This is a genomic window from Archangium lansingense (assembly GCF_026626635.1).
GTDB lineage: Bacteria > Myxococcota > Myxococcia > Myxococcales > Myxococcaceae > Archangium > Archangium lansingense.
Map to the genome: position 1 here is coordinate 1,850,212 of NZ_JAPNKA010000001.1, position 12,996 is coordinate 1,863,207.

Annotated in this window: 11 protein-coding genes and 1 pseudogene; 4 read left to right on the forward strand and 8 right to left on the reverse strand. The window is 64.2% G+C overall.

From position 1 onward, the window contains the following. Positions 1 to 85: 85 nt before the first annotated feature. Positions 86 to 304, forward strand: a pseudogene (locus OV287_RS56395) (hypothetical protein); the annotation flags it as partial. 254 nt (positions 305 to 558) lie between these two features. Here the strand turns inward: OV287_RS56395 and OV287_RS07470 are convergent. The 3 genes from OV287_RS07470 to OV287_RS07480 are packed head-to-tail and all read right to left on the reverse strand — an operon-like array spanning position 559 to position 4,478. Then, positions 559 to 1,812, reverse strand: a complete 1,254-nt coding sequence (locus OV287_RS07470) for a uracil-xanthine permease family protein (protein ID WP_267533293.1) — start codon at positions 1,810 to 1,812, stop codon at positions 559 to 561. Between the two features lie 9 nt (positions 1,813 to 1,821). Beyond that, a complete protein-coding gene (locus OV287_RS07475; RefSeq protein WP_267533294.1) occupies positions 1,822 to 3,993 on the reverse strand; it encodes a xanthine dehydrogenase family protein molybdopterin-binding subunit in 2,172 nt (723 codons plus the stop codon). After that, positions 3,990 to 4,478, reverse strand: coding sequence for a (2Fe-2S)-binding protein (locus OV287_RS07480; protein WP_267533295.1), 489 nt, complete (start codon positions 4,476 to 4,478; stop codon positions 3,990 to 3,992). The genes OV287_RS07475 and OV287_RS07480 overlap by 4 nt, the downstream gene beginning before the upstream one ends. 198 nt (positions 4,479 to 4,676) lie before the next feature. Here OV287_RS07480 and OV287_RS07485 point away from each other — a divergent pair, with 198 nt between their 5' ends. Then, positions 4,677 to 5,177: a hypothetical protein gene (locus tag OV287_RS07485; protein ID WP_267533296.1), complete on the forward strand. Its 501-nt coding sequence runs from the start codon at positions 4,677 to 4,679 to the stop codon at positions 5,175 to 5,177. Between the two features lie 117 nt (positions 5,178 to 5,294). Beyond that, on the forward strand, positions 5,295 to 6,620 hold the full coding sequence (locus tag OV287_RS07490) for an aminotransferase class V-fold PLP-dependent enzyme (protein ID WP_267533297.1): 1,326 nt from the start codon (positions 5,295 to 5,297) through the stop codon (positions 6,618 to 6,620). Between the two features lie 16 nt (positions 6,621 to 6,636). On the opposite strand, the gene OV287_RS07495 is transcribed toward OV287_RS07490, so the two are convergent. The 3 genes from OV287_RS07495 to OV287_RS07505 form a co-directional block, all read right to left on the reverse strand. Continuing rightward, positions 6,637 to 7,095: a hypothetical protein gene (locus OV287_RS07495; RefSeq protein ID WP_267533298.1), complete on the reverse strand. Its 459-nt coding sequence runs from the start codon at positions 7,093 to 7,095 to the stop codon at positions 6,637 to 6,639. Between the two features lie 124 nt (positions 7,096 to 7,219). Next, positions 7,220 to 7,903 (reverse strand): DUF2290 domain-containing protein, encoded by a 684-nt coding sequence (locus OV287_RS07500; RefSeq protein ID WP_267533299.1) that lies wholly within the window; start codon positions 7,901 to 7,903, stop codon positions 7,220 to 7,222. A 6-nt stretch (positions 7,904 to 7,909) separates the two neighbouring features. Next, positions 7,910 to 9,097, reverse strand: a complete 1,188-nt coding sequence (locus OV287_RS07505) for a DEAD/DEAH box helicase (protein WP_267533300.1) — start codon at positions 9,095 to 9,097, stop codon at positions 7,910 to 7,912. 218 nt (positions 9,098 to 9,315) lie between these two features. Between OV287_RS07505 and OV287_RS07510 the strand changes: the two genes are divergently transcribed. After that, positions 9,316 to 10,506, forward strand: a complete 1,191-nt coding sequence (locus OV287_RS07510; RefSeq protein WP_267542308.1) for an ISAzo13 family transposase — start codon at positions 9,316 to 9,318, stop codon at positions 10,504 to 10,506. On the opposite strand, the gene OV287_RS07515 is transcribed toward OV287_RS07510, so the two are convergent. Continuing rightward, the gene (locus tag OV287_RS07515) at positions 10,491 to 11,324 is read right to left on the reverse strand and encodes a hypothetical protein (protein ID WP_267533301.1); all 834 of its coding nucleotides are present in this window, start codon (positions 11,322 to 11,324) and stop codon (positions 10,491 to 10,493) included. The two genes, OV287_RS07510 and OV287_RS07515, sit on opposite strands and share 16 nt — an antisense overlap. A gap of 226 nt (positions 11,325 to 11,550) precedes the next feature. Continuing rightward, complete coding sequence (gene gnd / locus OV287_RS07520; protein ID WP_267533302.1) at positions 11,551 to 12,987, reverse strand: NADP-dependent phosphogluconate dehydrogenase; 1,437 nt, start codon at positions 12,985 to 12,987, stop codon at positions 11,551 to 11,553. Positions 12,988 to 12,996 lie beyond the last annotated feature (9 nt).

Consider the following 12,996-nt stretch of genomic DNA (forward strand, 5'->3'; position numbering starts at 1 on the left):
TCGCCTCCTCCTCACCTGCTTGGGGGAGCCCAGGACGTCAACGCCTCGGAGGTCGACGTGGGCGTGGATTTCTCCAGGGGCCGGCGTGACAAGGAGGAACTGCTGGAGGCGATGCGCCAGGCGCTCGCAACAGGGCGGCGAAGCGGAGACACGAGGCTTCCAGATGCTGCGGCGCGGAATTCCCTTCGGCCCGCCGTATCACCACGATGTCCCCGGCCACGCCGACAACACGCGGGAGCGAGGGCTCCTGTTCCTCGCGTACCAGCGCTCCCTCAAGCGGCAGTTCGAGGTGCTCAACAGCGATTGGATGAACCAGTCCGAGGCGCCGACCACGGGGGGGTTCGATCTCCTGGTCGGGCAGAACACGGACTCGGGCCACCATGGGCCGAAGGACTTCAGGGCCCTGAGGCCCAAGGCCAGCACCAGCCAGTCCTTCTCCGTGAGTGCGCAGTGGGTCATCCCGACAGGGGGCGCGTATCTCTTCGCGCCCTCCCTGCGTGCCCTCCCAGGACTGGGGGAGTCCTCCCTAGGAACGGGTGAAGGTCACGAGCGCCCCCGTCACGGACGCGAGTCGGACGGGGGCTCCTCCCGGGGCTGGGCATCCAGCTCCTCTCGGTTGAGCGAGGCCGGCAGGAACGCGTTGGCGAGGATGCCGACGAGCGCGGCCAGCGCCATGCCGTGCAGCTCTATGTGCACCTCGCCGAACGTCACCGGAATCTTCGCGCCGCCCAGGCCGAGCACGAGGATGAGGCTGACGACAATGAGGTTGCGGCTGTGGGCGAAGTCGATTTGAGCCTCGGAGAGGGTGCGGATGCCCACGGAGGCAATCATCCCGAAGAGCAGGATGCTCACGCCGCCGAGCACTCCGGGCGGGAGGCTCTGGAAGACGGCGGCCAGCTTGGGCGAGAGGCCGAAGAGCATGGCGAAGCCGGCGGCGATGCGCAGGACGGCGGGGTCATAGACGCGGGTGACGGCGAGCACGCCAGTGTTCTCCGCGTAGGTGGTGGCGGCGGGGCCACCGAGCACCGCGGAGGCCATGTTGGCGATGCCATCGGCGAAGAGGGTGCGCGGCAGGCCGGGGCGCTCGAGGAAGTTCTTGCCCACCACGCGGCCGTTCACGATGACATCGCCGATGTGCTCGATGAAGGTGACGAGCGCCACCGGGGCGAGCACGAAGATGGCGCTCCACGAGAAGCTCGGGGCGTGGAAGGGGGGCAGGCCCACCCACGCGGCGTCGCGGATGGCGTCGAGCTTCGCGGGCTCCACAGCGCCGAGCACCAGCGCGGCTACGTAACCGGCGATGACGGCGATGAGGATGGGAATCATCTTGAAGAGGCCGCGAGCGAAGACGCTGGTGAGGATGGCGGCCAGCAGCGTGACGAGCGCCAGCCCCCAGTGGCTCTGCGCCTGATTGACGGCGACGCCGGCAAGACTGAGCCCGATGACGATGATGACGGGGCCGGTGACGATGGGCGGAAACACCTGCTGGACGCGCCGGATGCCAACGACCTTCACCAGGGCGGAGAAGACGAGGTACATGGCGCCAGCGGCGACGAGCCCACCGCCCAAGGCGGCAAGGCCCTCGGCCTTGAGCACGGTGATGATGGGGGCGATGAAGGCGAAGCTGCTGCCCAGGAAGATGGGCACGCCCAGCCCGGTGAGCACGTGGAAGAGGAGGGTGGCGAGCCCCGCTCCGAAGAGGGCGACACTGGGATTGAGGCCGGTGAGCAGCGGCACCAGCACGGTGGCGCCGAACATGGCGATGGTGTGCTGGAGTCCCAGCACGACCTTCTTTTGGAGCGGGAGGGGCATGGTGCGGCCTTAGAGCTTCAGGGGGAGGCTCCGCAAGCGCTTCCCGGTGAGTGCAAAGAGCGCATTGGCCACGGCGGCCCCCACCGGTCCCATCGGCGGCTCGCCCAGGCCCATTGGCTTGTCACCGTCGCCCACCAGCAGCGTGTCGATGTCCGGTGCGTTTCGCATCGTCAGCAGCGGGTATTGGTGGAAGTTCTCCGCCTCCACCTGGCCATCCTTGAGCGCAATCTGCTCGGACAGGGTTGAGCCCAAGGCCATCGTGATGCCGCCCTCCACTTGGGCAATGGCTCCGTCCGGGTTGATGACGAGGCCGCAGTCCACGGCGCAGGTGATGCGATGCACCCGCACCCGGTCTTCCTCCACCGAGACCTCGGCCACCTGGGCCACCACGGTCCTCGCGTCCACGGAGCACGCGAGGCCCCGGGCCCGGCCCTCCGGAGCGGCCGTCCCCCAGCCTGCCTGCTTCGCCGCGGCCTCCAGTGTCCGGCGCATGCGGCGTCCCAGCTCGTCCTCTCCCAGGTGCTTCAACCGGAACGCGAGCGGGTCCTCGCCAGCGGCGTGGGCCAGCTCGTCCATGAAGCTCTCCAGCGCGAAGGTGTTGGCCAGCAGCCCCAGTCCTCGCCAGGTGGCGGTAGGCACGGGGAGCTTCACGCGCTGGGCTCGCACCCGGCGGTGGGCCATGGCGTAGCGGATGCTGGCCCCTCGCCAGGCGCCGAAGTCCGCTCCCAGCACAGCGCTCGCGGCCTCCGGTAACAGGGAGAAGAGCACGTCCCCGCTGGCTTGATGGTGCTCGAAGGCCAGCACCCTGCCGGACTCCTCCAGCGAGGCGCGCAGCACGTGGTGCGTGGGCGGACGGAAGAACCCCTGGCGGAACTCCTCGGCGCGCGTCCACCCCACGTGCACCGGTCGGCCCGTGGCCCGCGAGAGCCTCGCGGCCTCAATGGCGGCATGCGCGTCCAGGCGCCGTCCGAAGCCACCACCCAGGTACGTGGGAGTGACCTCGACACTCTCCTCCTCGCGCTCCAGCGCATGGGCCACCTGCTTGCGGACATTCAGGGGCATCTGGGTGGACATCCACACCCGTACCCGCTCCGGCTTCACCTCCACCAGTGCCGCCTGCGGCTCCAGGTGCGCATGTGCCGCCAGGGGCGTGCGGTACTCGGCGCTCAGGGATTTGCCGCGCCCCAGCTGCTCCGGCACGTCGCCCTCGTCCTGGACGAGCACGCCCTCCCCATCCTTCACCGTCGTCAGCGCCTCGATGTCCGCCTGCTGGAGGGCCTCACCCTCGGACCACTCCAGCTCCAGGTGGGCCAGGGCCGCGTGGGCCTGCTCGCGGGACTCGGCGGCCACGGAGGCGAAGCCTTCCCCTATCACCACCTCCACCACGCCCGGTTGCTGGCGTGCCCGTCCTTCGCGAGCCGCGCGCAGCGTGCTCCCCAGCCGTGGCGGCCGGGCCGTGGCGCCATACAGCATGCCGGGCAGCCGCTGGTCATAGCCATACACGCCCTGGCCGGTGAGCTTGGCCTCCAGGTCCACGCGCGGCATCGACTGGCCGATGAACTGGAAGTCCTTCGCCTGCTTGAGGGTAGGGGGCTGCTCGGGTACCTCCCACGCCCCCGTGTGCCGCGCCACCACTTCGCCATAGCGCAGCGTCCGCTCGGGCTGGCCGCGCACGCTCATCGTTCCGCCAGCGGCGACGAGCGACTCCGCGGGAACGCCCAGTTGGCGAGCGGCCTCGGCGCGCAGCATCTCCCGGAGGTTGGCGGCGGCTTCGCGCAGGGGTTGGTACAGGCCGGCTACGGTCGTGCTGCCCGAGGTGCCACGGGGATCCACCGGGCCATGGGCCGTGTTGGCGTGCACCACCTCCAGCCGCTCCCAGGGGACCTCCAGCTCCTCGGCGGCGATCTGCGCCAGCGCGGTGTGGATGCCCTGGCCCATCTCCGCCTTGGGCAGGTGCAGGCGCACGCGGTCATCCGGCAGGAGCTCGAACCAGACGGTGGGGTCAAGGCTCTTTCCAGAGGGCATGAGGCCGTCGTCCACGGCTCGTGCCACGCCCAGTCGGATGGCGGGCAGGCCCAGGGCCAGGGCTCCCACGCTGCCTACACCGCCCACGCCCAGGCCGACCAGGAACTGCCGGCGCGTCGGGCGCCAGCCCTTCTTCGGGGTTACGGGGTCGCTCATGGCTCCTTCTCCTGGGCCAGCTGGCTCGCCGCCGAGAGCACGGCCTTCTTGATGCGGCAGTAGGTGCCGCAGCGGCAGTAGTTGCGGTCCATGGCCTCCACCACCTGCTCGGGCGTGGGGCTCGGGTTGTGCTCCAGCAGGGCGGCTGCCGTCATCATCTGCCCGCTCATGCACCAGCCGCACTGGGGCACCTGCACGTCGAGGAACGCCCGCTGCACGGGGTGCAGCCTCGGTTTGCCATCCGGCCCCGGGCTGGACAGGCCCTCCACGGTGCGGATGCGCGTGCCGGCCAGCGCGGAGATGGGCGAGATGCACGCCCGGGTGGCCACCCCATTCACATGGATGGTGCACGCCCCGCAGATGCCGGCACCGCAGCCGAACCGTGTGCCCACCAGCCCCAGCTCGTCCCGCAGCACCCACAGCAGCACGCGGTGGGGGTTCTCGTCGGGGACCTCGTACTCCCGGTCATTGATGATGAGCTTCATGTGTCTCCCGGGGGGGCGGATGTCCTGCTTTCTCGCCTCCGTCCGGGTGGACGATACCCCAGGGATATGGGCGGGCAGATCGAGTTCGCACCCCTGCGCCTGCCCCCATGCTCGCCGCTACTCCAGGTGCGCATTCCGTGGGATGCACCCCTCCGGGCATTGATGCTCGCCGCCAGAGCCATCAGCATGAGGCTCCGCATGAAGAAGACCGTGCCCCCCGCTCGTCTCCTGGCCGAGGCCCTTCGTGGGCTCTCGTGGCTGGCGTGTCTGGCCTTCCTGGTGATGTGGCCGTTCAGCTACGGGTTCTACACCTCGTTCGGCATCGACATGGACCGGGTCCAGGAGGGCTCTCGGGTGCGGAGCCATCATCGGCTCCGCTGGCCGGGAGACGGCTCCTTCTGGATGGGGGGCGAGGCGTTCTGGCTGCCGGACTCGGAGCCCGTGGACCCCTTCGACCTGGGAGGTGCCTTCTTCCAGGCACCGCGCCGGCCGAAGCAGCGCTCCGCGTGGAACAAGGTGGGGTTCTGGCTTTTCCGCGGCGAGCATCCGAAGCCGACCGTCCCGGTGCAAGCCGCGACGTATGCGAGATCGTTCTGGGTGGGCGTCCCGAGTTGGTTGCCTCCGCTGCTCCTGGGCTTCTGGCCTGTTCGCAGGTGGGTCCGCAGGCGCCGGCTCGGGAATTCCCCCGAGTCCCGGTGAACGCGGAGCCAGTGGCATCAAACACTTGCAAAATTGGGCGAAGTGAGTGGAGGGCATGGTGAATCCACATGCGCTCCGATAGGTTTTGCATGACAAGCTTTGGAAGGAGTTGCGTGCATGCTGAGCCGGCGCGGTTTCCTCCTCACCAGTGCGCTCGCCGCGGGGGCGGGTGCTGTTCCCACCGGATCCGCCGCGGAGAAGAAGCGGCGGGCCTCCACCGATGACCTGCGCGACTGGGGGGCCGTGCGGCGGCAGTTCGAGCTGGATTCCCGCTACATCCACCTCGGGCTCTTCTTTCTTGCCTCACATCCACGCTCCGTGCGCGAGGCCATTGAGAGCTATCGCCGCCAGCTCGAGGCCAACCCGCTCCATACCGTGGAGCGTCTGGTCTTCGGCGGACCGCAGGACTACATCCCGGCGAAGGTGTGCAATGCCATTGCCTCGTACATTGGCGGGAGCGCTGATGACATTGCCCTGACGCAGAACACCACGACCGGCCTCGCCGTCATCTACCAGGGGCTGCCCCTGAAGCCGGGCGATGAGATTCTCACCACCTCGCATGACCATTTCGTGCACCACGAGGCCATCCGCCTCGCGGTCGAGCGCAGCGGCGCGACGTGGCGGAAGGTTCCACTCTTCGACTCGTATGACGCCATCTCCGCCGATGGCATGGTCGAGCGTCTGCGCAAGGCCATCCGCCCGGAGACGCGTGTGGTGGGCGTGACGTGGGTGCACTCGAGCAGCGGGCTCAAGTTGCCGCTCCGGCGTATCGCCGATGCTCTCGCGGTGGTGAATCGCGAGCGCGCACCGGAGCGCCGGGTCCTCTTCGTCGTTGATGGTGTCCATGGCCTCGGCGTGGAGTCGCCGGACATCGTGGCCATGGGGATGGATGCGTTCTCCGCGGGGACGCACAAGTGGATCTTCGGCCCTCGCGGCACTGGCTTCGTCTGGGCCCGGCCCGAGCTGTGGTCCGTCATGCGGCCTCTCATGCCGAGCACCTCGTCCGCCGAGCTGTTCTTCGCCTGGGCCGGCGAGAAGCCTCCCGAGATGCCCGCTCGCGCGACCTGGTTCTCCCCCGGCGGCTTCCAGGCCTTCGAGCACTACTGGGCCGTCCCCACCGCCTTCGAGTTCCATCAGGCCATCGGTTCGCAGCGCATCACCGAGCGCATCCACGAGCTGAATACGCAGATGCGCGAGGGGCTGGCCAAGATGCCACACGTCACCCTGTACACGCCTCGCTCCACGGAGCTCTCGTCGGGCATGGTCTGCTTCGACGTGAAGGGCATGTCGCCTCAGCAGGTCGTGCAGCGGCTCGCCGAGCGGAACAGGATTCTGGCCTCGACCACGCCCTACGCTGTGCCGTATGCGCGCGTGGCCTTCGGCATCCAGAACACCCCCGACGAGGTGGAGAAGACGCTCGCCGCCATTCGATCGATGGCTTGAGCGGGCTTCCGAGCCGCTACTGCTCGAAGTAGATGCGCGGATACGCCCGGCGGAGCTTTTCCGCGCAATGCCCGAGCTCCGACGGGTCGTAGATGCCGAAGAGGAACTCCGGCTGCCCCGTCTGCTGGATGCGGAGCTCGCTCGCGGACAAGAGCTGCCTCCGAAGCTCGATCCGCTTCACGGAGCTCAGGGGAATCCTCCACGCGTTCTTCGGGAGCTTGGTGCTCTCGATAGTGCTCCACTCCTCGCGCGCCCTGGCGCCCTGCTTCCAGTCCACGGCGTAGGCACGAGCGCGCATGAGGACCGCGGCGAAGAACCCCGTCTTGAGGATGATCGGCCAGGGGGAGTGCGGCACACCGATGATCTCCTCTGGCAGGAAGATCAGGGTCCAGCTCTTGAACCCATAATGCGAGAACACAGGGGCGATGACGAGGTGCGGAGTCCTGGCTCGGTTCTTCGGTTCGTTGGGGCTCAACCCGGGAGCTTCGATACCCTCACCCCGTCCCTCTCCCGGAGTACTACTTGGTCACTTTGTGTTTCTCCGAGGGGATTTCCTGCGGAGAATTACTGGGTCGCCGAGAGAAGTGACTGAGTAGTACTCACCGGAAGGTGGAAGGATATTGCTCCCACCGAAGGTGAACCTCCTCATGCTCCTCGTCGAGAAGAGTCTTGCTCCACTCGAATGAGGGTTTAAGCGTCCTCAAATACTCCATCCTATTCCACACGTCCGGATAAAAATTTCTGAAAACAAATCTAATAAACTCATTCGGACCGAGCGGATATGCCACAGGGATTCTGGTTTCAGGGTCGCCAAATGTGAAGTGTGACGCAGGATGTCCTGGCTTTGCAGCGACTGGGTCGTAGTCAAACCTCACCGCTCCTCGCAGCACGATATCGGGACGAGGAGAGTCTCTGGCAAGTTCCCACACGTCAAGAACCGGTTCAGTACGGAGGAGTTCTTGATCCAAAATGAGCGGGCAAGGGACATAAGCGAGACGATGTCCAATAACATCTCCAGCAGCAATGCTCCAAGTCAACTGGATGAGCGCTCCGTCAAAAAGCAGGCCTGAAAAGGCGTTCGCAGAAACCCAGGCGGCATAGCTGTCAAGCCGGTCACCGGCAAGCCTGAACAGTTCCCCAGGCGCAGGCGGAAGCCAGCTAATACGCGAAATTCCCTCGCTCTCCTCTAACCCGACCCTATTCCATAGTAGGAAGACCCCGGCATCACCCAACACATCCAAAATATTTGCCACAGACGATCGAAAATAGTGAGGACTCGGCATGGGCATTTACTCAGACATTTTGGGAAGCCTTGCGAGCCGTTCGAGACGCCGCTTCATGTCCTCCGGGAGTTCATCCATTTCGATGTCGCCTCGGTCCAAAGCCTCAAGGGCCGTTTCAACAGTCCGGATAGCCTCCCGGCGCCTAGCATTCTCAGCCTCGCTACGATCGCGGTGCAATTGACGCAGGTGCTTACGCTCCTCTTCAGTTGGAATCTTGAATCGAAGCTGGAAATCTTCAGAAACCACCCTTTGGAACTCCGCAAGCAGAGCATTCATCTCTGCGCCCACACCAGAAACTCGCACCCATGCCTTGGCCCGTGTAATCGCGGTGAAGAGCACGTTCCGTCGGCTAGCGAGTCCAGTAGCGGATGCCCAGCGTTGGTCAAGAACCGCATACTCAGCATCAATCACGTACACCATTGCCGCCTCATTCCCCTTGGCGCGGTAGATATGCGTGATGGCGACCGACCCCTCCTTAAACATCAAATCCTGACTCGACGTAGCCCCAACATGATGAGCGGAGATTCCATGCTGCGCCAAAACACGCACCAACTCCACTGCGCGCCGCTTGGCTGTATAGGTATTCGGCAGCACAATTAGGATGTCATCAGCATCAAGCTCATCACGCTCCAGGTTCTCCCTGATGTTTTGCGCAACCCAAGCCAACTGTTCATTATCGGCAGCGAACGCCTGGAACTGAACCGCATCCTCCGGAGTGAGTTGCTCAGCAAAAAATCGGGGGAATGAATCTGGGTCACGAGAGAGTGCGACTTGCTGGCCATCCTCAAGTTGACCAGCGTTAACTCGGTACCCAACTTCCTTCCAAAGAGAGGCTTTGTCGAAGTGTTGAACGAGTCCCCCTTCTCGGTAAATACCGAAGCCGAGAGCATGTGCGACGGTAAGCGTCCATGGTGGATTGCGATAACACACTGGCAGGACCACATCCGTGCGAGCATGACTGCCACTATGCAAACGGAGTCTTGGTTGACCGACCTCATTCCGGCCGAATAGGTCCTCAACGGATGGGACAGACGCGGCGTTCAGTTGTTGCAGTTCGTCATAAGCAAACGCAATCCGATGCGGCATACGAGTAAATAGAGCGATTAGCTCGAAGAATTCTTGTGGCAGATCTTGCGCCTCGTCGATCAGCACAGCATCAAAGATGGGCTCGATCGTCTTGCGCGCGCGGGCCACATCCAGAAGCTCCTTACAAATCCCAGCAAAGGCGTTATCAGCTCCGTAGGTAGCTTTAGGGGCTGTCGCAAAATAAGTGTAATGAAAGTGATAATGAGCCCACCAGGCAGGCAGCCATGGGGCTGGTCGCTGCGTAAGAGGCATTTCGTGGGCATGTTGTATGCGTGAAAGTAGATCTCGAAGCCTTGCGCGCCAAGTTCAAGGCCCTGGCCCCCATCATGGACGAGAGGGTCAGCCGCCTGTGGGCTGCGGCTGAAGTGGAAAGCCTTGGACGCGGAGGAACCGCAGCGCTCCAGCGGGCAACGGGGATCAGTGGTCGTCGCATCTGGAAGGGCAAGAAAGAGCTGGCGGAGCTTCGGCGGCAACCGCCTTCAAGGGCTTCAACGTCGCGAGTGCGTCGGCCAGGAGGAGGAAGAAGGCGCCTGAGCGCAAAGGACGCGAGGTTGCTGGGTGACCTCCAGGCGCTGCTCGAGCCGGTGACGCGCGGCGAACCGCAATCGCCGCTTCAATGGACGACGAAGAGCGTGAGGCACCTTGCGTCGGAGTTGAGAGAGCGAGGGCATGAGGTGAGTAGCGACACCGTCGCGCGGATGCTGCACGAAGCGGGGTATAGCTTGCAGGCTCCGCGTAAGGAGGAAGAGGGAGGCAGCCATCCAGATAGGAATGCACAGTTTCGTTACATCGCTCGACAAGCGAAGGCCTTTCAGCGGCGCCGACAACCAGTGGTGTCCGTCGACTCGAAGAAGAAGGAGTTGATTGGAAACTTCAAGACCCCGGGTCGGGAGTGGCAGCTCCAAGGCCAAGCGCCCAGAGTCAACGCCTACGATTTTCCGGATATGGCTGAGGGCAAAGCGATTCCCTATGGAGTGTATGACTTGGCCCGTGACGAGGGCTGGGTCAACGTTGGGACGGACCATGACACTCCTGAGTTCGCAGTCCAGTCGCTTCGGCGTTGGTGGCTCACGATGGGCAGGCATGCATATCCTCATGCAAGAGAGCTTCTGGTGGTAGCGGATGCTGGGGGTTCGAACTCGGCACGGTCGCGGGTATGGAAGAAGTGCCTGCAAGAATTTGCAGATGCCACGGGGTTGAAGGTCTCCGTCAGCCATTACCCTCCGGGCACGAGCAAATGGAACAAGATCGAGCATCGACTCTTTGCCCAGATCACGCTCAACTGGCGAGGCCGACCGCTAACGAGCTATCAAGTTGTCATCAATCTCATCGGCAGCACCACGACACGCACGGGACTGTGTGTTCGGGCTGCCCTGGATACGAGGGAGTACCCCCTTGGCGTTCGCGTCAGCGCAGCGGACTTTGGGCAACTGAACATCCGAAAGAAGCGGTTTCACGGGGAATGGAACTACTCGCTCTCTCCGAGACGGCAAGCGAGCGCTCAGCTGGTGAAATAATTACACTTATTTTGCGACAGCCCCTTAGCATAGGACCAATCGCGCACTGGATGTCCTAGATGGGTGGACAAAGTCGTATAAACGCCTGCCTTTTCACGCATGGACCCCCAAGCATGAAGAATTTGGAGCTTGCTCCAGTCAGGCTCATCGAGAATGTGCTCGAATGAGAACCGACGAGTCAAATCTTCCATCTGCTGGTACAGCGACCGAGTATAGAAAGTCAGCCCAATTCTCCAATCCGGATGCTGCGCATGGAGATAGGCAGCCTTGAGAGCCAAGACGACGGTTTTGCCGGAACCAGCCAAGCCCCTGACACGCTGGACACCATCGGGAACCTCGATTGCGGAGCGCTTCTGCCATTGGTCAAGGTGCGCAATCTCCTTCTCCATGGCTTTCAGCTTGGATCCACGAGAATCCTCCCGAGTGACATTGGCCCGCTTCTTTGCAGGACGGATTGTCAAAACCTTGTTGATAGCCGAATCAAGGTTTCGCTGCACAGCTTCGGGAATCTGCGCCAGACTGCTCAATACGCTTGGTAGTTCCTCCAAATTGACATAGTGCCCTTCGGCTCCGTGAAGTCCCGCAGCATCAGGCGGCCGCGATGGCAATAATGTGACTGTATTTATTTCAAACGCAAGCTTGCGGCCAGCGCGAAGAGAAGCATGTCGGCCCAGGTAGCTTTCCAATGCTCCGTAAAGCTCATCCTGTTGCTGGCGCAATGCAGCCCATCCTTCGCGCTCCCCATTCATGGGGGCTTGACCGAAGAGAAATGCAACAAGCCCATACTGCCGCGAAATGAGCATCGCATCGACACTCACCCGTGAATCTGCTGAAGCAAGAACGGGGTAGCCCAAGTATAGCGTGCCGACAGGATCAAGCTGCCGAAAGACGCTGACCAACCCTCGAAGCAGGGGGGGATTGGTGACATCCCCGTAAACAATATCAAGGTTAGGCACAGTAAGACCTCGCAGGAAGAGTCTGAAATAGCCGATTAATCAGAGGGAGAGGGGCGTTAGGGGAATTAGGGGCGTGGGCTTCTTCGCGTCAGCTCCAGTCCGTGTGGACGTAGCCCGCCTCGGGTTTGTCGCGGCGCTGGTAGGTGTGTGCGCCGAAGGCGTCGCGCTGGGCCTGCGTGAGGTTCTGCGGCAGCTCCGCGCTCCGGTAGCTGTCGAAGTAGGCCAGGCTCGCGCTGAACACTGGCACCGCAATCCCCAGCCGCGTCGCCACCGCCACCGTCCGTCTCCACGCCGGTGCCATCTTCTCCAGCACCGGCGCCAGGCTGTCCGCCAGCATCAGGTTCGGCAGGTCTGGCTTCTTCTCGAAGGCCTCGCGCAACGGCGTGAGCAGCTTCGCGCGGATGATGCACCCCGCTCGCCAGATGCGCGCCATCTCCGCCAGCGACACGTTCCACTTGTACTCGTTCGACGCCGCCTGGATGAGCCGCATTCCCTGCGCGTACGTCACCACCCGCGCCGCGTACAGAGCGTCATGCGCCCACGCCGCCAGGTTCGTCTTCTCCTCCGCCGACAGGTTTTCACCCTGCGGACCGCGCAGGATGCGGCTCGCCGCCACACGCTCGTTCTTCATCGAGGACAGGTTCCGTGCGTCCAGTGCCCCCGCGATCGACGGCACCGGTACCCCCAGATCCAGCGACACCTGCACCGTCCACTTCCCCGTCCCCTTCTGGCCCGCCTTGTCCAGCACCAGGTCCACCAGCGGCTTGCCCGTCTCCGCGTCCTTCTTGCGCAGCACCTTGATGGTCGTCTCCAGCAGGAACGACTCGGCAATGCCCTCGTTCCACTTGGAGAAGAGGTCCGCCAACTGGTCCGCCGACAGCCCCAGGCCCCGGCGCAGCAGATCGTACGTCTCCGCCAGCAGCTGCATGTCCGCGTACTCGATGCCGTTGTGCACCATCTTCACGAAGTGCCCCGCACCGTCCGGGCCCACGTGCGTGACGCACACCCCTGCCTCGCTCTTCGCCGCGATGGCCTCCAATACCGGCCTCACCTGCGCATACGCCTCCACCGACCCTCCCGGCATGATCGACGGGCCGTACCTCGCTCCCTCCTCTCCGCCCGACACTCCCACCCCCATGAAGTGCAGCCCCTTCTGCTTCCACGCCTCCTCTCGCTTGCGCGTGTCCAGGAACCAGGAGTTGCCCCCGTCCAACACCACGTCCCCCGGCTGCAGCAGCGGCTCCAGCTTCTCCATCATCGAGTCCACCGCCGCCCCCGCCGTCACCATCAGCAGGATGCGGCGCGGGCGCTCCAGCGCCGCCACGAAGTCCTCCAGCTTCGCGTGGCCCTGCAGGCTCTCGGGCGCGCCCTTCTTGCGCAGCTCATCGAAGCGCTCGGGATGCCGGTCCCACACCGCCACCCGGAAGCCATGGTCCGCCACGTTGAGCGCGAGGCTCTGCCCCATCACCCCCATCCCCGCCACCCCGAACTGCGCTCGCCCTTGCTGCCCCTGTGCTGTGGTCATTGCGTTGAC

Excerpts from the sequence above, each read along its gene's own strand:
- OV287_RS07470 (WP_267533293.1), bottom strand. The coding sequence starts at position 1,812 with ATGCCCCTCCCGCTCCAAAAGAAGGTCGTGCTGGGACTCCAGCACACC.
- OV287_RS07475 (WP_267533294.1), bottom strand. The coding sequence starts at position 3,993 with ATGAGCGACCCCGTAACCCCGAAGAAGGGCTGGCGCCCGACGCGCCGG.
- OV287_RS07480 (WP_267533295.1), bottom strand. The coding sequence starts at position 4,478 with ATGAAGCTCATCATCAATGACCGGGAGTACGAGGTCCCCGACGAGAAC.
- OV287_RS07485 (WP_267533296.1), top strand. The coding sequence starts at position 4,677 with ATGAAGAAGACCGTGCCCCCCGCTCGTCTCCTGGCCGAGGCCCTTCGT.
- OV287_RS07490 (WP_267533297.1), top strand. The coding sequence starts at position 5,295 with ATGCTGAGCCGGCGCGGTTTCCTCCTCACCAGTGCGCTCGCCGCGGGG.
- OV287_RS07500 (WP_267533299.1), bottom strand. The coding sequence starts at position 7,903 with ATGCCGAGTCCTCACTATTTTCGATCGTCTGTGGCAAATATTTTGGAT.
- OV287_RS07510 (WP_267542308.1), top strand. The coding sequence starts at position 9,316 with ATGGACGAGAGGGTCAGCCGCCTGTGGGCTGCGGCTGAAGTGGAAAGC.
- gnd (WP_267533302.1), bottom strand. The coding sequence starts at position 12,987 with ATGACCACAGCACAGGGGCAGCAAGGGCGAGCGCAGTTCGGGGTGGCG.